The 21,475-nt window shown below is 45.0% G+C and carries 18 protein-coding genes; 1 reads left to right on the top strand and 17 read right to left on the bottom strand.

All coding sequences use genetic code 11. From position 1 onward, the window contains the following. Positions 1 to 182 precede the first annotated feature (182 nt). From EBO34_RS05745 to EBO34_RS05755, 3 genes are all read right to left on the bottom strand, one after another. Positions 183 to 1,040, bottom strand: coding sequence for an amidohydrolase family protein (locus EBO34_RS05745; RefSeq protein WP_122896959.1), 858 nt, complete (start codon positions 1,038 to 1,040; stop codon positions 183 to 185). 6 nt (positions 1,041 to 1,046) lie between these two features. Continuing rightward, entirely contained in the window at positions 1,047 to 4,166 is a 3,120-nt protein-coding gene (locus tag EBO34_RS05750; protein ID WP_122896960.1) for a GNAT family N-acetyltransferase, read from the bottom strand. 80 nt (positions 4,167 to 4,246) lie between these two features. Then, the gene (locus EBO34_RS05755; protein WP_122896961.1) at positions 4,247 to 4,768 is read right to left on the bottom strand and encodes a YwpF-like family protein; all 522 of its coding nucleotides are present in this window, start codon (positions 4,766 to 4,768) and stop codon (positions 4,247 to 4,249) included. A 506-nt stretch (positions 4,769 to 5,274) separates the two neighbouring features. On the opposite strand from EBO34_RS05755, the gene EBO34_RS05760 reads away from it, so the two are divergent. Further along, the gene (locus EBO34_RS05760) at positions 5,275 to 6,018 is read left to right on the top strand and encodes a hypothetical protein (RefSeq protein WP_122896962.1); all 744 of its coding nucleotides are present in this window, start codon (positions 5,275 to 5,277) and stop codon (positions 6,016 to 6,018) included. Between the two features lie 176 nt (positions 6,019 to 6,194). Here the strand turns inward: EBO34_RS05760 and EBO34_RS05765 are convergent, their stop codons facing one another. The 14 genes from EBO34_RS05765 to EBO34_RS05835 form a co-directional block, all read right to left on the bottom strand. Beyond that, on the bottom strand, positions 6,195 to 7,193 hold the full coding sequence (locus tag EBO34_RS05765) for a DUF2207 family protein (protein ID WP_183163732.1): 999 nt from the start codon (positions 7,191 to 7,193) through the stop codon (positions 6,195 to 6,197). A gap of 158 nt (positions 7,194 to 7,351) precedes the next feature. Next, complete coding sequence (locus EBO34_RS05770) at positions 7,352 to 8,044, bottom strand: TVP38/TMEM64 family protein (RefSeq protein WP_122896964.1); 693 nt, start codon at positions 8,042 to 8,044, stop codon at positions 7,352 to 7,354. A 267-nt stretch (positions 8,045 to 8,311) separates the two neighbouring features. Beyond that, positions 8,312 to 9,997, bottom strand: coding sequence for a methyl-accepting chemotaxis protein (locus tag EBO34_RS05775; RefSeq protein ID WP_122896965.1), 1,686 nt, complete (start codon positions 9,995 to 9,997; stop codon positions 8,312 to 8,314). Between the two features lie 171 nt (positions 9,998 to 10,168). Further along, positions 10,169 to 11,353, bottom strand: a complete 1,185-nt coding sequence (locus EBO34_RS05780) for an MFS transporter (RefSeq protein WP_122896966.1) — start codon at positions 11,351 to 11,353, stop codon at positions 10,169 to 10,171. Positions 11,354 to 11,553: 200 nt separating this feature from the next. Continuing rightward, complete coding sequence (locus EBO34_RS05785; RefSeq protein ID WP_183163733.1) at positions 11,554 to 12,774, bottom strand: EAL domain-containing protein; 1,221 nt, start codon at positions 12,772 to 12,774, stop codon at positions 11,554 to 11,556. Positions 12,775 to 13,026: 252 nt separating this feature from the next. Beyond that, positions 13,027 to 14,079, bottom strand: coding sequence for a hypothetical protein (locus tag EBO34_RS05790; RefSeq protein ID WP_122896968.1), 1,053 nt, complete (start codon positions 14,077 to 14,079; stop codon positions 13,027 to 13,029). 65 nt (positions 14,080 to 14,144) lie between these two features. Beyond that, positions 14,145 to 14,987, bottom strand: coding sequence for a PHP domain-containing protein (locus tag EBO34_RS05795; protein ID WP_122898576.1), 843 nt, complete (start codon positions 14,985 to 14,987; stop codon positions 14,145 to 14,147). Positions 14,988 to 14,990: 3 nt separating this feature from the next. Continuing rightward, positions 14,991 to 15,818, bottom strand: a complete 828-nt coding sequence (gene nadE, locus EBO34_RS05800; RefSeq protein WP_283234582.1) for an NAD(+) synthase — start codon at positions 15,816 to 15,818, stop codon at positions 14,991 to 14,993. A 22-nt stretch (positions 15,819 to 15,840) separates the two neighbouring features. Beyond that, positions 15,841 to 16,140 carry a hypothetical protein gene (locus tag EBO34_RS05805; protein WP_122896969.1) on the bottom strand — a complete coding sequence of 100 codons (300 nt, stop codon included), beginning with the start codon at positions 16,138 to 16,140 and terminating at the stop codon, positions 15,841 to 15,843. Between the two features lie 146 nt (positions 16,141 to 16,286). Next, entirely contained in the window at positions 16,287 to 16,517 is a 231-nt protein-coding gene (tlp, locus tag EBO34_RS05810) for a small acid-soluble spore protein Tlp (protein WP_122896970.1), read from the bottom strand. A 72-nt stretch (positions 16,518 to 16,589) separates the two neighbouring features. Then, positions 16,590 to 17,006 carry an acyl-CoA thioesterase gene (locus tag EBO34_RS05815; RefSeq protein WP_122896971.1) on the bottom strand — a complete coding sequence of 139 codons (417 nt, stop codon included), beginning with the start codon at positions 17,004 to 17,006 and terminating at the stop codon, positions 16,590 to 16,592. Continuing rightward, on the bottom strand, positions 17,006 to 19,372 hold the full coding sequence (locus tag EBO34_RS05820) for an AAA family ATPase (protein WP_183163734.1): 2,367 nt from the start codon (positions 19,370 to 19,372) through the stop codon (positions 17,006 to 17,008). Before EBO34_RS05820 ends, EBO34_RS05815 begins: the two co-directional genes overlap by 1 nt. A gap of 399 nt (positions 19,373 to 19,771) precedes the next feature. Beyond that, on the bottom strand, positions 19,772 to 19,987 hold the full coding sequence (locus EBO34_RS05830; RefSeq protein WP_122896974.1) for a hypothetical protein: 216 nt from the start codon (positions 19,985 to 19,987) through the stop codon (positions 19,772 to 19,774). 64 nt (positions 19,988 to 20,051) lie between these two features. After that, positions 20,052 to 20,993 (bottom strand): DMT family transporter, encoded by a 942-nt coding sequence (locus EBO34_RS05835; RefSeq protein ID WP_346725796.1) that lies wholly within the window; start codon positions 20,991 to 20,993, stop codon positions 20,052 to 20,054. Positions 20,994 to 21,475 lie beyond the last annotated feature (482 nt).

Raw genomic sequence — 21,475 nt, forward strand, 5'->3', positions numbered from 1 at the left:
GCCACTGAAAAAGTACAAACCAACTTTTTCAGTGCCAGTTATTTTAGTTGCAATGGCTCCGCTTGGTTGCGCACCTGTTACGAGAAACCCACTCATAACAGACTTCCAAAACATGCAACCGTTACGCACCTTGCTCAGAAGGCACTGGAAAAAGTGAAAGACCCAACTTTTTCAGTGCCTTTCTACAAAAGCGGCCTAATCTTTGGAAACACCCGGAGCGCTGTCTCATAAAACACATCGTCCCAGGAATGCTCAGGCATATGGGACTGAATAAACTCAATGTAGGGCCTGACCCGGACAAGAGGCCAGTCGGTACCGAACATAAATTTGTCATAATGGTCACAAAACGCGGTGGCGTGTTTAAAGTGATCAAAGAAATGAGGTGTGTTAACAATCCGGTCCACGGCTTTTTCTTCGCCTACGATAAGACCTGACAAATCGGCAAACACGTTCCGGTTTTTATAAATGACCTCTGCTGCGTCCAGCATCCACGGATCACCGAAATGAGCCATAATAAACGTCACATCTCTGTTAAACACCGCTGTTTCGTCAATGGTAAGGGGATGGGCATACTTCAGAAGACCCCGTTCGGAATAGGTATCCCCTGTATGAAAGACAACCGGCAGCCGGTAAGCTTTGGCCAGTTCATACACCGGACCGTAAACCTTGTCATACGCATAAAAAGGATAATAACCAAGGTAGATTTTGATCCCTACTGTTTCCGGCTTTAGCAGGGATCTTTCCAGCTGCATGAGTTCCTGCTTCCCGAGACGGTAAGGATTTATCCCTGCACACACTCCCATATTCTTTGGAAGATGCGGTGCAAGGTCCAGTCCCATAGGGGTCGGTGGAGCCGAGTCCGGAAACCCTTCTCCCCCTTTAATCTCCCTTAACCCCATAGCAACGGAAAAGACAACGTTCGCATCGGCAAACTCTTTGTTATACCCTTCAAGGGAATAATCGATATGAGACAGAGTTTCAGCCGTATGGTGAAAGCTTTGTATGTGAGAAAAATGAACGTGGGCATCAATGATTTTCATAACAGCTTAACCCTTTCTCCATGTAGTATGATCAAACCGGACAGAGCGAAGATCGTGAGTTGCTTCCAGTGGCACTTCTTCATCACTGAACATGAAGAACATCGGCTCAGAGAAGAATGTCTCTTTGTCCCTGAGCGCAATTGTCCGTCTCGAATCCCCCACCACTACATGCTGATTCATATACAGCTCCATTTTGTCATTGGTTTGTTCCGGGAAAATATGAAGCTTTTCATTCCGTCCGGATTTGGAAGCTGTAAGGTGGCTGAACTGAGAAAGATGATGCTCGTGATGATGATGTCTGTAAGCCTCACTGTCATCACCGGCCTGAACCACCACACTGCCCGTCTCCTCGCCGGTATGAAGGTTAAACCCGGTGGCAATCGTTTGGTTATTCCACAGGACAGCTGTTTCCTGTTTTATTTCATACATGGAACAAAGAACAGGCACCCCCGGGAGCATCAGAGCGTACTGCCTGACAGTAACCCCTCCGAAGACCGGATGATCGCTGATGGAGAACGTCAATTCAACACCGTTCCACTCATTTTTGTATTCGTCTTCTACAGACACAAAGGAAGCGTTTGTTTTTTCTTTCAGAATGCTTCTGGCAGACAGGCCAAAAAGCTCAAGGCGGATTCCTCCGATCCAGGGATTCCACCAGGATTTTGGCTCAGGCTCCGGAAATGAAGAAGCAAGCCACTCCTCTCCTTCATAAGACAGAGAATAGATTCCCGGATAAAAATCCGGTGCAGCTTTGATGGAAAGGACACCGTTATCAACCGTAAACACCTGTTTTCCTTTTTCTTTCGATTCTTCAACAGCAGTACGATGATTCCCCGGCGGTAACAAAGCTGTGGTTTTTTTGAAATGGTAACCGGACAGTTGTCCCTGGATTGTCGCCAGAACAGCCTGTTCTGATGTGGTAACCGGCAGTGTGGCTTCCCATTTCCCTCCGCCGTCTTCACTGGACCAGCTGCCCTTTGCAGCCTCCTCTTCATTTGGCAGAGTGATGCGAAAATCCCCTTCTGTTGAACGGTTAACACGCTGAGCAAAAGCAAGGACCGCCGTATTTGATACAAAAGGGTTGCCATCTTTTGTTCCCCACTTCATGACATCAGATAAAACAGAAGGAGAAACGGCCGCTTTTTTCTCCGCAAAGCTTTTGACTTCATCTGCAGAGTGGAGTGCGCCGATTGAAAACGTGACAGGTGGCGTAAAAACCGTTTCACCTGAATTTATTGTTTTCACTACGTGTTCAAAATACATCATGTGCCATGTGTGAAAATGAAGTTTCACACCGGAACTCCATACAAGGGCTGCAGGCCACGTCTGGTTTCTTGAAAACAGCCAGTTACCCGTGAGTTTTTCACTCTCCCACACACTCACTTCACTGCTGTACGTTCCCCGGTTAAACACAATTTCACCGTCATACGGAAGCGTCGTCTCGCTTAAATCAAACATCAGCGGTTCATTTAAGTGAAGATCCCCCACAGGCTGGTCACTGCTGTTTTGAAGGCCGAAAGACTGGGTCATCATGCCATCCGCAGCCAGCTTAACTACTCTTTTGACGACCAGGCCGGGGAAATTTCGCGATAGATACGATAACTCAACACCAATCCCTGACTCTTCTTCAAAAAAGGACACACTTTCAGGTTCCATCTTGGAAAACTCTTCTGAAAACGGCAGGCCGATCTTAGGATACATAAACGTATAGGAGCCTTTGTTTGCTCTTCCTCTCTCTGCAATCAGGGCATTGTTTTCTTTTTTCAGGGCAACATGGGAAAGCCCCTGAAAGAGATGAATATAGGCGCTGCACTCGCCAAAGACTCCCCGCCCCTGGACGTTAAAGGGGAACGTAACGGTTTGCTGGAACATAATTTCAGTATCGTCCAGATTCGCTTTTACCGTAACGTCTTCGCTGTAAAATAAAGGATTTCCCAACTCATATGGTACCGGCACGACCCGTTTTTCTTTTTTATCAAGAGAAAGTGAGAAAGAACATTCAGCAAAGACGACATTATCATTTGAAGGAAGCTCGAACACCACATCTACTTGTGTACTGCTGTTGTTTTCAACCTGAAGATAGGCCGTTTCCTTTTGATGAAGAAAGGACTGGTTACCAGGTAAAGCTCCTGACAGCGTTACCGGCGCTTTCGTGAGCACACCTGTTTTCATCGTCACCGTCCTGCCGTCGATCACCACAGCAGCTTCTACAGCAGGGTGCGTCTGCATGCTCTTTTGATCCCCCGTCTGCTCCAGCACGGCAAACGTTCCCGCAAGAACCTTTTTTTCGCCCGGTGAAAGTATCATTTCCCGTTTCCCGGAAAATCGGATGTTTTTGTTATCACGGCCGGAAAAAGAAAACGCAATCGTTTGATCAGACGTATTTTTAACCGTAAATGATGCCTCGTACTCCCGGCCTGAGATACAGGTGTGATGAGGAATGGTCATTGTAACGGCGTAGTCTTCTGTACGGAAAGAGGAAATGCCGCGGCCTGTCTTTTCAAACTCTACCCGGAGATTACGGCTGTCTTTTTTCCATTCGTACGTGTAACAGTCAAACCCGTTCGTTTTGTTTCCGTCAGGCTCCGTTTTAATTTCCCTCACACTGTCTTTGTACCAGTCCAGATGCTCAAAAAGAGGCTTGAATAATTCCTGGGTCATCACTGTCGGAAGAAAGTTCATCAGATGGACTGTATCATCACGGTTTTCCCAGAAGAAACCGCACTTTTTATAAAGGGGAACCGCTTTTGTATTTCCGGGCCATGTATAAAGATCAAGGCGTGGCCACTCCCGTCTGATTGTTTCTTCAAGAGCGGTAAGGATCAGCTTTTTGCCAATTTTCCGTCCGTGATAGTCGGTTCTAACATTCAGTAAAGGGATATACAGGGCACCCTCATCTTCACGGTATTCGGAAAGGCCGCAGTACCCGATAACCTCGTTATTGTCCATGGCGAGAAACGTATGAAGATTGGCTGAGTTCGCCTGCTGATCCCGGACATTGGTACCTGTTTTCACGTCAGAATGGCCGCCCCATCCTTCCCGGCTTAAGTTCCACATTTTCGCTACAGCTTCTGCATGGCCGGGTTCATACTCGCATAAAACGATCTGTTCTTCTGTTTTTTTCATCCTGAACTCCCCTTTTTATCACCAAAAAGAAGCTGTCCCTTTAATGTGAGAGCATTGGGGGGGACAGCCTCCAGTTATGTTCATCCTTTATTTTCCGATTCTTTCTCTGCTTCGTAGTACCCTTTTTCTTTTACTTGTTCATAAGCGGTCGTTAAAATACCCTGAATCGCCTGCCCCCGGTCTTTTTTGCGCTTCTTGAACTCTTCATAGAGCGCCTCGCCGCTGAATCCTTCTTTCACGAGATTTTTAAGGAGCATATCGGAAAGATCGTCTTTTTTAGCTACGATTACGCCATCCAGATGCACACTGAGATGCTCACTCAGCTCATTTACAGACTTTACTGAGCAGACAAGAGTTGCCGGATCGTTGGTTTTCTTTGTGATCGTCACTTCAGCCATGAACTGCTGATCGGCTTCTGCATACTCTTCAAAGAAACGTCTCCAATTTTTATCGACCACAGCTTCAACGAGCCAGTTTTTCTTCGCTTCTTCTTTGTTGATAATCAACCCATCCACGAGGGGAATCTGCTTACCTTCCAGATCTTCTTTCTCATGGTCGTCATCGAATAATACTGCCAAAGAACACAGCTTAAATGTTTTCATATGTACCCCTCCCTTTCTTACTGAACATCCTTCCCCTTTATTCTCCACTCGTTTGTAAAATCCTGCTTACTCCATAATTTCACACACAATTGTGCGGGGACAGACCCCCTAGCCGTCGGCCCCCACTCGTGCTAGGAGTCTTCGGACATTCCGGCTGCATCGGCTCATTCACATAATATGAGGGTTAATAAAACAGAAGATGACCTTATATATAAGAGGAAATATTTGATGAAGTAGAAATAGAATCTAAAAGTCACGAGAACTCAAACAAGATGAAATTTCACTTGTGTATGAAACAGAATGAAGCGGAATGCGTCCACACGAGGATAAAACAACAGCCTTAAGGATATCAGGAATAATTTTTCCTTCACTTAATGGATATGGACACCTTGACTTCCCGTGATACTTAGAAGGAGAATAACGATAGTCCTTATTTTCGTTAGCTTTTCCCTTTGAAAAACCAATCATTCCCGGAAAACGCTCACCTTGAGAAAGGAGAATACAGCTTGGGAAATCGAGAAGCACTGCTCACCTCCCTGCCCGAAGATTCTTTTAACGAAACAGAGGCACTGGACATTTACACTGTTACAGCAACGAAAGTCTATTTACGCCTTGATGAAAGGAGTAAAAGACGGCACATGCCTTTTTGCTTTTTCAGACTCAGGGAGCTTTTTAATAAATATGACCGCATTTGGGTTCACGCGGTCCCTGTTCCTGATTCTGCTTTGTTACAAGGAAGGCAGTCAGCTTTATTCTTTACTGAAGCACTCCTGAACAACCTTGCCCGGCAAGCCGGCTGTGAGCTGATTTTTCTTACTCACCGTCACCAGCCATCATTAAAATCCACTGATCGCCTGCCCGGTTCCGCTGACTCCGTTCAGTGTATGCATTTGGCAACAAAGGACGATGCAAGGGTTTTGGCAGAACATTATGCACATTGGCTGCCAAAAATCATCGGCGTGACAACATCTTTTACAGATAACCATTTCAGTATTAGCTTATTCGGTGTCCCGGTACTTGAAATGACTACAGTTGTTTACTGTCGTGAACTTGCATCGTTCAGACTCACCGGCGGTCTCCTTTTCCGAAGGTCGCAAAACCCTCCCGCTTATTTTCATTTTTTAGCAGACGAGTCCCGTCTCTATACAGCATTGATTCACTTTTCCCCTGCTTTGTGGTGGCCTTTGTACCGCATTTCCCAAGGTCCCATCCACAAAATGGTCATGCATGCCTACCGCTGCAATTTGTGAGTTTCCCATTGGCGGTGTGTCCAATCTTTCAGTCACGCGCTTTGTCCGGGATGAATGTCCCGTAGGCCTCAACACTGCAAATTATATAAATCACCACTAACCTTCAACACAGCCAAAAAAAAGCAGCTGTTCCACAAGGTCAGAAATGATGCTTGTGGAACAGCTGCTTTGTTCTTTCAAACGTTATCAAGTCCGGTTCCATCGGTATTGTCACCAAAAGCAACCGGAGCGTTTTCAACAAGGTCGAACCCCTGCTCGAGATCACGGTACATCTTCACCCCTTCAAGGGAAAGCACTGCGGTCCCCGTTGGCGCAACATAGTAAAGGGGAAAAGATTCCTGAGACACCTTAATCTCCCCTGCTTCCTGGACAGAAAATCTCGTAAGAAAGCGGTCGGCCACCCTGAATGCCACAGCATAGACGAATGACTTCGTAATATCATCAGAATTAAATGCTTCACTTCCTGCATTTTTAATATACTCATAATACTTTTGCCACTTCTGTTCTTCCATACGACCGGCAACGGTGTGGGGAGATATGAAATAAATAAGCCCAAGGCTTAAGAGAGAGGAGAGAAAGATACCCAGTCCTGAGAAGGGAGCGAAAAATAAGAGAACACTGCCTGCTGCTATTCCCGCTGCTCCATTTCCTATCAAAACCATTCTCGGAAAATTGAGCGGCCTGTAAAACTGATGAGATTTCATTGTTTCAATAACTGATCGTTCCCACTCATACAGGTTGTGAAGGTATTCTTCCATTTTCCCGTTGTTACTTGTATAAACCTCTAAATCTGTCACATGAAATGTCCCGTTGCTGCCGATGTCATAACAGATCCACTCTAATAAAAAACGTTCATCCTGTGTGAGCTTCCCATCTCGTCCCCTGTGCGTCTGATCGATAAAGAATGGGGATTCAAAACCTTTTTTTTCAGAAAGACGTAACGCTTCTTTTGTCACGAGAGAAAGAAGGCCGGCTGTTACATCGTTGGCAGAGAGTCCTCTTCTTGAAAGCAATTTCACCACAACTGCTGGACTGAGAAAATCACGTTCATCAGGAACGTGTTTCTTTTCGTGTTCAAAAGAGAAAGGATCTTTTCGTTTCTTTATCTCTGACAACCAGACTGTTACAGTCACTGCATTAATGATAATAAGTAAAGCGAAACTGATTATGAGCATGCGAAACAACTCCTTTAAAAAAGAAATCATTTAAAATGGCTGTTTATTCGTATCCACCCCTGCTATTTACTTTCTTTTTAACACGCAATTGCTATACAGAAGCCTCAAACATTCCTATGTCTGCTCGTGGATAACAAACCTGTACAAAAAATAAGCAGTTAAGAAATATACTTTTCAAAAGAGGGTTTCCCTCTTTTCCCATAAAAGGCCTTTCTTAGATAAAAGCCGGCAACAGTAAGAGCGAACAGCACATACCCTGAAAGGAAAGTGGTGTAAAACGCGTCATTACTCTCAAGCCATAAAGGCGCCGTAAGTAAAGACAACAGCCAGATCATAGACAGGTTTCCCACGACACAGGACCAGATATAAGCTTTCAGGCTGATTGGTGTGAAAGCCGCGGCAAAAGAGATCAGATTGCTCGGGAAAACCGGAATACTGCGCAGGGCCACAATGGTAAACACCCCATACTCCTTTATCCACCGGTAATAACGGGACAGGCTGGACTTTCTCTTATTCCAGATCCGTTCAGTCCAGTTGAAGTTAAAATATTTTACGAGGAGAAAACATACCCATGCTCCCAGAACAGTCCCGGCCAGACTGTACAGCCCCCCCTCAAAAACCCCGAAAGCCATAATATGAACAAGGATAATCAGCACAACTGGAAAGAGTGTAATCACGTTCTGAATGATCATCAGCGGTATAGTAACGAGAAGAAGTCCGTAGCCCATATCCTCAAATAATGTATCAATAAAATACTCCACGTTGTTGCTTCTTGCTGCACTTACCCAGTCACTTTGCCAGGCAACAGTAAACAAACCAAGGAGGACAGCCAAGATCAGCCATTTTTTCAAGCTTGCAACTCCTTCCGGTTAAAAACCATTCGTTACTAAATGTTCCTAAATTATACCTAACCTGGACCCTTACCTCAATAAAAGAGTCTTATGGTACGCCTGTGCGAATCTATTGTCTGGTGTCTTTATCTCTGTGGCCCTGTAATGTCAGGTGGCTTTCGCGGGCAAAAGAAAAAACTGATTCAAAAGTGTATACCCTTTTGAATCAGCCTCTATTTGTGACTAATTGATAAATCGTCTTTAGATTCCAGTTAAAGATCCTGCTCACTAAAATGAGAACCTGTTTACACTTTTCTTCAGATCTTCAGCCATGTGGTTCAGTTCCTCTGCTGAGGCTGCCACCTGCTGAATAGAGGAAAGCTGTCCTTCCGTACCTGATTTGACTTCATTGAACCGTGTCGAGGTCATGGCAGCCATTTCAGCCATCTCTTCAACTGAAGCTGTTACTTGTTCGGAGCTTGCCGACATTTCCTCAGAAACAGCAGAAACTTCCTGAATCTGTGTGCTCACGTGACCAATGGACTGGTGAATTCTGCCGAATGCTTCCCCCGCTCTTGTTACCAGCGTAATTCCACTGTTTACTTCAACAGTACCTGATTCCATCTGGCTGACGGCGAGCTTTGTCTGTACCTGAATCTCTTCTATGACCTCTCCGATTTCCTGGGCTGACTTCCGGGATTCCTCAGCTAGTTTTCTCACTTCATCTGCCACAACGGCAAAGCCCCGTCCGTGGTCTCCGGCCCTTGCCGCTTCGATTGCTGCATTAAGTGCAAGTAGGTTGGTCTGTTCTGAAATGGATGTAATCATTTCAATGATGGTCCCTATCTCTTCTGAACGTTCTCCGAGTTTGTTCATCACTTCGGCAGTTTCGCTTACAGAGTTGGAGATCAGGTTCATTTGCCCGACCGCAGATTGAATTTCACGGTTCCCTTCTTCTGCTTCACGGGTAGCATCCTGGGTAGATTCAGCCACAAGCATAGTGGATTCAGCGATGCGCTGAATACCGCTGCTCATCTCTTCCATGGCTTTTGCACTTTCCTGAGAGCTTTCTACTGTGTTTGATGCGCTTGCGGCTACCTGATCGGTTGTAGAGGCAATCTGTGTAGTGGCTGCTGTTGTATGCTGGGAGTGATTTGATAGTTCTGATGATGCACTTGCAACAGAGTCTGCAGTTTCAGATGCCTGTTTCAAAAGAGTCCTCAACTCAGTAACCATACGGTTAACAGAAGTGGTAAGGCGTCCGATTTCATCTTTTGACTTTGTTTTAATTCGTTCTCCGCTCAAATCTCCCCTTGCTACTTCTTCAATCTTGTTTGCAACCAGGAGAATCGGAGTGACAACCTGCCTTGCTACAAACAAGGCTACCAGAATGGCCACAATCACACCAGCACCCGTTGCAATAATATTAAACAGTGCTACCGTTTCCCCTTGGGCACTCATATCATTTCCTCTTGAAATAATACCGTCCTGCTCCTGGGAAGCAAGAGCTGTAAAGCCTTCCATAACCTCTTCAGCGATCGGGTCAAGCTGGTAACGGACAGTAATCAGCGCCGTATCCATTCCGTGCTCTTCATACATGGGAAAAACGCGGGAGATCGTAATATCATTCCAGTACTCACTGCGGTCAATCAAGTGTGCCACGTGTTCGTCTTCATTTGAAAAACCGAGGAGGTCAGCACCAAGAGCATTGCTCTCTTCGGCGAGTTCAATATAACGCTCTCTGTATTCATCGTCTCCGCTTAATATGTATCCTCTGATATTTGCCATGCGATCAGCCATGTTCAGGGCCATGCCGCTGCTGGTGGTGAGGTGCGGAAGCTCTTCACTCATGATGCGGTCCACATTTTGATTAATCGTATAAAGGTTCACCATTGAGAACGATGAAATCCCAAGAAGGATAACCAAGATAATACCAAAACCCAATAGTATTTTTGCTCGTAAACTCTTTTTCATAACAGTCCCCCAGTCAAACAATTCAATTGTCTAAAATATCAAAAAAACATAAAAATACTATATCATATTACTCATGACTTTTGACTGAATAAATAAAAAAATGCCCCATGCATAATAAAACAGGCATAAGAGTCCTATCTTATGCCTGTTTCTCATCAACCTATTCTATTTTTACCCGTTCATCTCTGCCAGCCGTTTTTTATCTTTCATTCCCTGGCGGGTTCTGAAGTAGTATGCTCTGTAAAACAATGAGCCCAACAGGCCGAGCAACGCAAAACCAAACATCATGTAATAAAGGGTTCTGACCATAAATGTATCAATAACTGCTCCGCCAATAAGAGAGCCGATCACTCCTGATACACCGAAGAACACACTGATAAACAGGAGGTGTCCTGTTGATGTAAGTTCATCAGGTACCAGACGTGCTACGAATTGAAAGGCCGTTAAATAAAAGACACCGAAAGTCAGACCATGAAGGATCTGTAAATATAAAATGTCTCCAGGCCCTGACACGCTCCCCATAAGAAGCCACCGCAGCACATATAAAACAGCGGCAAATGTAATAAAAGTCAGAGGATGAAACCGCCTGAGCCACAAGGCACTCGCTGCAAACACAACCGCCTCTGTGATGACACCGATAAACCAGGCAGTCCCTATGATTGCTTCATTTCCTCCAAGCTCTACAATATACAGTCCGAGAAAAGTATCATTCATTCTGTGTGTCAGGCTGATCAGGAAAATCATGATTAAAAACAAAGCAAGAACAGGATCCTTCCCGAGCAGCAGTGCTTTCTTCAAATTCGCTTTCTTCCTGGAAGGCGTACTGTCCGGCGCCCTGGTACAAAACAGGATTGCAATAATTAAAAAGAACGCATAAAGATAGTAAATATTCTGGATCCCAAACGATGCAAGAAGATACCCTGAAACAAGAGACGACGTACCAAAGCCGAGTGACCCCCACATCCGGATGCTTCCAAAGGAAACCCCCCGTTCATAGGATACCTTTTGTGCAAGACTGTCGCCCAGTCCTCCTGCAGGGGACATAAAAGCAAAGAAGATAAATAATAAAAACATAATCCAGACAAACTCATTCATCTGAAACACAATAAAGCCGACAATCAGTGCTCCTGTCAGGCAGGTTAAAAGAATATATTTTACGGTTTTCCATCTGTCACTCATATAGCCCCAGAAAGGCTGTGACAAAATCGCAGCAAAAGGTCCCACAGCAAGTAAAATGCCGATTTGGGACCCTGAGAGACCGAGTGCCTGAAAATAGACAGGCATATAACTGATAATGATGGTCATGGCTGAATGGAAAAAGAACAGTGTTCCTTTCAGCTTCCATGTGTGGTTCATGTTATCGTTCCCTTTCCAAAAAGCTGTTTACATATCATTAGCTGGTTTTCATAAAGCTGATTCGCAGATTGCTATTTTGACTTCTCTCATAAATTCCCTTAACGGCTGAGAAGAAGCCTGCGTACACTTGGGGGGCTCTGGCTTAAACACGCTTATTCCTCCAGCAGGTCTTGAAAAAACAGCTCCTAAAACCGGCTCCTTTATAGCAGCCACTCCCGCTCAAATAAAAATGAAGGATCGATATCAAGAAACACAAAGCGGTTTCCGGACAAAGGATAGGAATAGGTCCGGACAAGTTCATTTGTCTCTATATCACGATAAACATCTGAGAGTATTCCGGTTTTTCTGCTCTCCATCTGAGCAACGTTTTCAAGAAAGTACGATCGCCAGCTCCAGTTCTTCCCCTTGGCAATTGTCTCCTCATACCAATTGCCTTCTTTATCTTTTTTCCAGTTTGATGTGAGCTGATAGCCAAACCTTTCACACATGTAAACACGGAAAACCATGTGACTTAACTGCTCTGCAATCGCTTTTGCCTCTTCATCATCAGACTTGTACCTGGTGAGGGATTTCCCGAGATTGGCCAGCTGCTCATCCAGTCCTAAAACAAATGCGATCTGTTCCTGTAATAGGCTGTTTGCACGGTGAATAAAGGAACGGACCTTTTCATCCAGGTTCTGTTTTACCATATCCCTGCTGATCCAGGAAAGACCGGGTTTATGCAGGTATCCCCCTTCAATAAAGCGTCCTCCATGCCCCCATGCAATATGGAGGTGATGAAGATCTTCTATTCCTTTAAACAGAAGAGTCGCTCCGATTTTCCGGGAGAAAATGGCAAGAGCCTCAAGAACGTTGCGGTAATCAAAAGCTGATTCGTGGTTTCCGATCCCTTCAAGGTCAATCTTCATCATGTTTGGCTCAAGCTTTGACAGACGGTCAAGGTTACTTCCGAATTTACCCAGGTCATCAATGGCTACCTGAATGCCGTTGGTTGTGAAAAACTTCATCAGATGACTCAGGCTTTCAATGTCCCCCTGGAAATCGTGTTCACGAAACTCCAGAACGATTTTTTTAAGGGGAAGACCTTGTTTTTCGTACTGAAAGAGAAGGTTTAATAACAATTCATGATTATCGAGCTCGTCCAGAACATTTGCATCAACGTTTAAAAATAAGAAAGGCTGCTCTTCCTGAGTAAGGTAGTGAGCAAACGCCTGGTTGTATATCTGTTCGTCAATTTCCCATTTGTATTCTGCCGGAACATTTCCATCCCTGAAAAAAGAGCCGAGGGACACCCAGTCTTTGTCGGTCTTCAAATGTCCAAGCACTTCATATCCTGCAATAATATGCTCATCACAGCTGATTACAGGCTGGTAAAACGGCGCAATGTTTTCTTTATGTAAAATGATATCTAAAGGATCCATAATCATTCCCCTTTTACTCCTTTTACCCAACTATTATAGCACGCATTTCTATTAAGGGGATGAAATGTGCAGACATGAAAAAAGGAGCTTCTCATAAGACGTATAATGTCCTTTTAAGAAGCCCTTTGCAGCAATGAGCGAAGTCATACCCTCTTTGACAGCCCGGTACAGGCGGTCTTTTCGTGTTCATCGGGTAGCGCGAGTTGCGCCATGGCCATTCTGATTTGAACTATTAAGATACCTTCAGGCGAATCACTCACAGCGGGTGGTAATCCTTTCGTTCAGCTCATTCACCAGTCCCATCATGCTTCTCTCATTTAAGCGTGACAGACAAAGCTGGTCAAGTTTATTCTCAAGTTTGAGCATCACTTTAAGCCCTTCTGTACCAGATTTCATTTTGCCTGTATAAAGTGCCGAAAGTTCCTGAAGTTCCGTTTCATATTCTTTTTCCACAGCCGGGTCCATACACCGTTCAAACATATCAATCACGTGATCTCCTTCTCTTGTAGGATTAATCACATGAGGAGCAGTACCATCAAGGATGGCATAGCTGAGCTCCGGAATCACGACCATGTCCAGACTGTCAGGATCGAGTCCGCACGGGAAGGAACGGACATCAAGGCCTGAATCTTCTGCATGTTTGACTACTTTTCGCATAAGGGTCGACTTTCCGCTTCCGGATCTTCCCTTGATGATAATCCGGTTGGATAATGGCTGTGTAATGGAATGGATAAAGTTTACCGGTCCGTATGCAGTAGCCCCGCCGAAAAAACGTTCGTCAGAAATGGAATCCGGCTTCCGGTGCCCTTTTCCATCAAACATGATGGTGATCACATCTTCTGCCGCTTTGTCAGCTTTTGAAAAGTCCATTCCCTTTAGATAATAGTCTTCCTTTTGAACGTGAATCGCTTTTCCTTCACCGAAAGAGCGGTGAACCTTTGTTTCCTGGTTACGAAGCTGCTCCATCAATTGTCTGAGTTCATCATTTTTTTCTGACGTTAGACAGCTGTTAAGATCAAAGGTCCGGGCCCCGGCTTTGAGTGGATGAAGAGGATCATCACCGAGAATCAGTATCCTGTGGCCGTCGGAAATTCCTTCAAGGGTCTTCCCGTCAGTCGGGTGTAAATACCTTACAAAATGTGCCCTGTTTTGTACCTGCTTATTTAAAAGAAGATTAAGGACATCTTCACGCATCTTTTTGCTTCCGCCTGAAATAAGATGGATGTCTTCAAACTGATCAGCTGCTTTTTCAATAAGTGAGACATAGCCCCGGCTTGTATGGGCACGCCATAAGTAATTGCTCATTTTCCACACTCCCGCCCCGTATTGTGACGTTAGTATGGTATTCACCAAGGTGACAATTTGTGCGTTTACAGCCTCTCCAGAAACTGCTCCGCATGTTCATTGGGAAGTTTGGTTATTCCCAATTCTTCGCCTTCCCGCCCGAAGGATTCATGGTGAAAATCTGATCCGCCCGTGCGGAGCATTTTTCTCCCGCTTTCCCTTTCAATCTTATCGCAAAGAGATGAAAACCGTTCGATGGCTTTCTCTGAGTGATCCCGGTGATACACTTCGACACCGTCAAGTCCAGCATCCTTAGCCCATTCTTCAATCTGATCGTCAATGTCATAAAAAACGGGATGAGCAACAACAGCAATCCCCCCTGCTTTCTGAAGCACACTGATGGCTTCTTCAGGAGTAAGTTCCTCTTTTTTTGGTACATAAACAGGCCTGCCGTATCCGATATACTTGTCAAAAGCATCCTTCACCGTCTTTGCATACCCCTTGTCCACAAGGGCTTTAGCCATGTGGGGACGTGAATAGGTATGGCCTGTAACGTGGGGAAGAATATCAGACCATTCAATATCCATCCCAGCAGACTGGCACTTCTGAATCATCTCTTCCATTCTCCCTTTACGCATGCTTCTGTAATAAGCAATCGTTTCCTGAAAAGCCTCATCTTCCGGACGGAAATTGTATCCTAAAATGTCCACACTCCGCCCTCCTTTTGCCCGGGTACTGAGTTCAATCCCCGGCACAAAGCGTATGCCGTGTTTTCGGGCTTGTTTTTGTGCCGCCTCAAGCCCGCCTGTAGTGTCGTGGTCGGTAAGGGCAATGACGGTAAGGCCTCCGCGGGCACATTTTTCAACAAGTTCCAAAGGATCATAACCGCCATCTGAATACGTAGAATGCATATGCAGGTCTGCTTTCATCACCTACTGCCACCACTTGTCAAACACTGTAACCGGAAGCTGGCGTTTATGCTCGGTCATGTTGTAGCGATTTTCGAGATTTTCTTTTGATGCGGCACTGATTTCTCTGCCTTCCAGGTAGTCATCGATTTCTTCATAGGTAATACCCAATGCCTCTTCGTCAGGAAGGAGGGGCTGATCGTCTTCAAGGTCTGCTGTCGGTTTTTTCGTATAAAGCCTTTCAGGAGCGCCAAGCTCTTTAAGGAGGGCCTGACCCTGCCGTTTATTCAAACCGAATAAAGGTGTCACATCACATGCACCATCCCCGTACTTTGTGTAAAAACCGGTAACCGCCTCTGCTGCGTGATCTGTTCCAGCCACCAGGCATCCGTAGTGGGCTGCCAGGTCAAATTGCACTTTCATCCGCTCACGGGCTTTTGTGTTGCCTTTAATGAAATCACTCATTTCTTCTCCCGTTGCTTCTTTGAACTGGGAGTACGAAGCATCTACGGCCGGTTTGATGTTCACCGTCACTCTGTTGTAAGGGTCAATAAAATCAAGGGCCAACTGTGCATCGTCCTCATCTTTTTGTACGCCGTGAGGAAGTCTAACTGCGTAGAAGGTATATTTATCGGTGTTTTCCTCTTCGTTGAGCTCTGTCATTGCAAGCTGGATCAGTTTTCCGAGGAGGGAGGAGTCCTGTCCTCCGCTGATCCCCAGTACATATCCGTTTGTTTTACTTTTCTTCGTATATGCTTTCAGGAAATCAAGGCGTTTTCTGATTTCTTCCTGAACATCAATCTCCGGTTTTACACTAAGTGCCGAAATGATCTCATCCTGTTTGTTAATCATATAAATCCCTCCTGATTTGTAGTTACTGCTTAAATTTTTTAAGCTGGGACTCAAGCCCTTCTTTTTTCAATACATCCCTTGCATTTTCTCCGAGCAGATCAAAGTGGGGGAGGCCTTTCTGGTAATGAATCCACTCACGTTTGAGTCCATACTGCTTTCCCCATTTAACAAGGGTTTCTACATTACTGCACCCTGCTTTTGTGACAGTCTTGTATTGGGGAAAGCGTTCATCGTACCAGTAATGTGTAAGGATGGCGATTTCCCCTCTTTGTGCCTTCTCTTTGAAAGCATTTAATTCTGATCTTGTAATGCCAAAGGCCATCATCATTCCCCTTTTCACATTCTGCTCTTATTTTATCATTGTCTTACTATCATTAATCAACTGATAAGGGCAAGGTGGATAAAAGAAAAGTGAAAAAGGCAAGGGCCTCTGCCCTTACCTTATCCGTTACCCCATTTTAGAGATTTTTAATATTCGCCGCGTTCACGGTCGCCCTGCTCGTCAGCAATTTCAGCTTTAAAGCTTTCAATACTCTCCTGGCGACGGTGGTTTTTATCCTGAATTGCCTGGCGGTCTTCCTCTGTCAAATCCAGATTGTCTGCTGTTTCCTCTGCTGCTTCGATGTTTTCCTGAGTGTTTTCAACCATCTGTTCCAGCTTTTCAACATTATCCTGGCGTTTATCCGGTTTTGCTTTCATCTCTGTCGATTCCTCCTTCAAAAATTACCTTTTTATTGTGGCGGAATCAACAGATATTATTCACCTGCCGGGTCACTTTTTGTGTTTTTCATAAGCTTCATGCCAGTCAGGGAACTGTTTTTTTATATTTATCGGACGGAACGTTTCATTTTTTACACACACGTGCTCACTGTACCCGGCAACGCATTGCCGGCCTTCTTCATTAATAATTTCATACCCGTAGGTTACACGGATTCCTGTGTAGTCTTCAATCCACGTTCTGACGGTCACCTTTTCACCGTATTTTGCCGGCGCCTTATATGATAGGTTAATATTCGTAACAGGAGAAAGGATGCCGGACTTTTCCATATCAGCGTAACGAAAGCCAAGTGCTTCAATAAGTTCTGTCCGGCCGATTTCACACCAGACGAGATAATTGGCGTGATACACCACCCCCATTTGATCAGTCTCTGCATAACGAACATTAATCTTCGACTCAGTAATAAGCATTATGAACTCCTTTTGTTTACGAGAGTTTTAAAGTCATCGGGAATAAGCGTAGTCAGGTCTGTTTCAGCGTTCTGGAAGTTTTGCTCCTGTTCCATAATCCGATAGGAATGGTGCTGAATCGCATCTTCCACTGCATCCTTCATGGCACGGCCGTTTCCACTTGGTTTGTTACGCTCAATCTGACCTTTCAAATAATGACCCGTGTCCTTATCAATCCTGTACCCGAATTGATCGACATAATACATAAGAATGGAAAACATCTCATCCGAAGAGTAGTCGGCAAAGACGATTGATTTTTTAAACCTGGAAGAAAGCCCCGGGTTACTGTTCAGCAGTGCTTTCATCGGTTCGGGGTAACCGGCAAGAATAACAACGAGATTATCATTGTGCTTTGTCATTTCATCCACCAGTGTATCAATCGCCTCTTTCCCGTAGTCTTGTGTGCCTCCTGATAGAAGGCTGTATGCTTCATCAATAAACAGGACGCCTCCGAGGGCTTCACGAATCTTTTTCTTTGTTTTTTCGGCGGTCTGACCAACATATCCGCTCACCAGGTCACTCCTGCCAGTCACCACGAGATGGCCTCTCTTCAATAAATCCAGTTCATGGAGAATTTCAGAAAAGATTTTTGCGACCGTCGTTTTCCCTGTTCCGGGGTTACCCGTAAAGAGGCTGTGGAGCTGAACAGGCACTTCAGGAAGCCCGTTTTCCCGGCGCATAGCCTGGACTATTACAAATGAAGCGAGCGTCTTCACTTCTTTTTTTACTTCATTCAGACCAATCAATTCCTGAAGTCGTTCTTCTGCTTTTTTATCATCTGGTTCACCATCTTCGTCAACCAGAAAATCGTTTTTATCCAGAACAGTAAAGTCACTTTTGGTAAAGGACCCTCGTTCAGCGGCATTGGAACCTTTGGTAAAAATCGCATTGAGAACGATGTTTTTTGCCGTTCTCGCATTTCCAAATGACTCATCAACCTGCTCCTGTTCAATGCGTTTTTGAAGAGCTGGCAGGGCTTCCTCGGTAAGGGAAAAATCATTGTCCAAAGCCACGTGTTCTCCAATCTCCAAAAGCTCATCAACACTGTAATCGGGCAAGTGAATGTGATTACTTTCAGGAAAACGGCTGCGAAGGCCTGGATTACTCCATAAAAACCGGCGCATTTCTTCCGGGTAGCCTGCAAGAATAACAGCAAACTTTCCGGCGTATTCCCCGCTGGTCATGGCAGAAACGAGCGTGTCGACGGCAGTCTGACCGTAGTCATTTCCCCCTGCCCCTTCCCGCTTCAGACTGTATGCTTCATCGACAAACAGGACTCCGCCGACGGCATCTTTAATTACTGCCATTGTTTTTTCTTCTGTCTGTCCCACATAGGAACCAACGAGATGGGATCTGTCAACTTCAATCACGTCTTTCCGCGGGAGAACACCTAGCTCGTGATAAATCCTTGCCAGAAGCCTTGCAATCGTTGTTTTCCCTGTACCCGGATTTCCTGTAAGGATCATGTTCAGACTCTGCTCATCCTGAAAATGAAATCCCTGCTCTTTCCTTTCTTTCTGATACACGAGATATCTGTAATAGTTCCGAACCCGTTCTTTTACTGTTTCCAGGCCGACCATCGTATGAAGGTCTTTAAGAGCGGAAGGTTCTTCCCCTTTTTTCAGTGAATCCTCCTGTACCGACTGCCATTTAATTACAAGGGCTTCGAGTTCGGCTACAGCTTCTTTCACCCGAGCGAGATGCTCCTTTGAGTGATAAATTCCGGAGATGCTTGCTTTAAAGGCCAGAGCAGATTCCTGCAGGCGCTCACACGCTTCACGGAGAGAAGCAAGCAGTTGACTGACGTTGCCGCTGAAGGCATAGGCATCGTAATCGCTCACCCGCTGTGCATTTTCATCAAGACGGGCGGCCCTCGATGAAAGCTCCTGTTCTTTCGCCAGAAAACTGCCTGCCATCGCTAAATATTGTTCTACGACTGCTTTTTTTGCATGGCTGTGGTCAGTTTCCCTGATCTTCGGAAAGGTCTGGTTAAAAAGGTCAGTAAGGAGTGAAGAGTAGTCGAGATCCCGCATGAGTGAAGCCGTATGCTTGTCTTCCGGCAAAAGGTTACGGGCATCCTCTGCCCACCGGGCTACTTTTTCGTCTTCTTTCTGTTTACGGTGAAACCTTGCTTTTCCTGCAAGTATGTACAGGTAGGCAAGTCTTTGCTCACTTGTGTAAAGTGTCCCGTGGTCATCATCGGCATTTTCCGTAACAACCTGGATCAGACGGATGATTTCTGTTTCTTTTAGCTGTGCTTCAGGTTTATGTAAAAGTCTTTCAATCGATTCATCAATGGTAGGGCGGTTAGTACGTTCACGTTCCATGTTCTTCCCTCGCTTTCTTTCACTCATATTGTATCACTGTTTTTTCTGAATTTCTAAGCGTGGCTGTGGCCGATTTCTTTTCTGGGCATATGATGAATAAAATCAAAAGAGAGATGGGATGAACGATGCCGCCAAAAAAGAAAAAGAAATATGTCGCACCGGACGCAGGCATTAAATTTAGGCATACGTGGAAGATTGTCATGAGTGATAAATGTGAAGCATGCACACAGCAGTGCGCCCGGGGTATCACTTATATGGAAAAAATGCGAAAACCTGGCGCAATAGGGACAGGTGTTCCGTGCCACCTTACACGGGGAAAAGGAGCAAAATAAAAAGGGAGCTTCATGTGGAGAAGGTTTTCTCCCGGAAGCTCCCTTGTTTATTATGTTGAGCTCCGTTTCAGTGGCGGAGCCTTCTTATATAGCACTTGATTTCCTTTTCCAGCTTTTCTTCGTCAATCTCGATTCTTTCTTCCCCGGCTTTTCTTCTGAGAGATGTGAAAATGAGCTCGAGTTCTTCCTTTAACCCGTCCACCCTGAAGCCGTCATCAATATAGTTCTTCACCCGTGCGTAATAATTCATAAGTTCCTGGTATGAAAGGAATTGATCGTACATCCAGCCTCACGCTTTCGCTGTTTTTTTTCAGTTTATTCCCATCTGTAAAAAAAGGTGTCAGTAACTATGAGGCTGTCTTTCTTGCTTTTCTTTTTTGCTGGTGAATCCATAAAGGTTTCGTTCTGGTACCCACCGTTACTCCGGTAAATACAAACATCGCTCCAATAATATGTGCCAAAAGCAATGGCTCGTCAAGGAAAATAACGGCCAAAATGACAGCCGATACCGGCATCAGATTGATAAACAGGGAAGCTTTAGCAGCGCCGATGATCTTTATTCCCTGATAATACATGAGAAAGCTGATCACAGTCACAATAATGCTCATATGAAAAATGGAAGACCAGACAACCCAGTCAGCCGCCTCTACCTGGGACCAGCTTGTTTCATAGACAGCAAATGGCATGAGCATCAGTGTCCCGATGGTAACCGCATAAGTAGTCGAAGTCAGAGCTGAAAATTTCTTTAACGCAACCTTTCCAAGAACACTGTACAGCGCCCAGCAGATAACAGCAAATAACAGGACGAGATCAATCGGCTCGAGACCGTTTCTCAAGGTTGCAAGAATCTGCCCGTTTGTAATAATAATGACTGCACCTGTTAAAGCAAGGACAAGCCCGGTTACATTACGTTTCGTAATGGTTTCCTTTAAGAACAAGCCTGATAAAAGAATGATCAGTACCGGATTGGATGCTATAAACAAGGAGCTTTTTACGATTGGCGCATATTTGGCAGCTGTAAAGAAAGCAATATTATAGATCGCAATACCCGTAAGTCCGAGGGATATGAGGAGAAGCCAGTCTGTTTTGGACGGCTTCGGCCGGTCTTTTTCCAGAATCATCATCATGGGAATCAGGATAAGAGCAGCAAAAAAGAAACGCAGAAACGAAACCGTTACCGGATCAAACGTTTCTGTGGCAAAGCGTCCTGCAACGAACGCACTTCCCCACGTACTGGTTGCAAAAGCAAGCATAAGATAGACAGGCCATAGTCGTTGTTGTGTCACCATTCATCAGTCCGTTTCACTAAACTATTCGATATACGAAATATACATGAAAAAAAGCCTCTTGCCTAGAGTGAATGCAGAAAGAAGTGGAACTTATTAAAACATTTTGAACCAAAATAGTGAGGGCGATTCACAAGGTGGAAGATACCTTGTGAATCGCCCTTTGAAGCCGTGAAGTGCTTCCTCTTCACGAGTAAAGCGGTTTTCTTGTTGTTTTAGGAAATTCTAAGATGTAGAAAACTTTATGAGGAATTTTCCGAGTCCAACTCAGCGCCTGCGATCTCGAGGTCATTTCAAGCCATCAACTGAATCCAAAGAGCGGCTTCAATATGATTGCCTGAAATCCTTAAACTAAAGTCTAAGGGCAAGTAAGTGGCTGGTAAATAAAGAATGTGTTTAGCTGAAAATCCGAACAATGAACTGACATAGCGGATGAAATATACGCAGACTCCTGCGGCTTAAAAGGCACCGGAAAAGTTAAAGAT

This window comes from Alteribacter keqinensis, from assembly GCF_003710255.1.
In the GTDB taxonomy this organism is placed as follows: Bacteria; Bacillota; Bacilli; order Bacillales; family Salisediminibacteriaceae; genus Alteribacter; species Alteribacter keqinensis.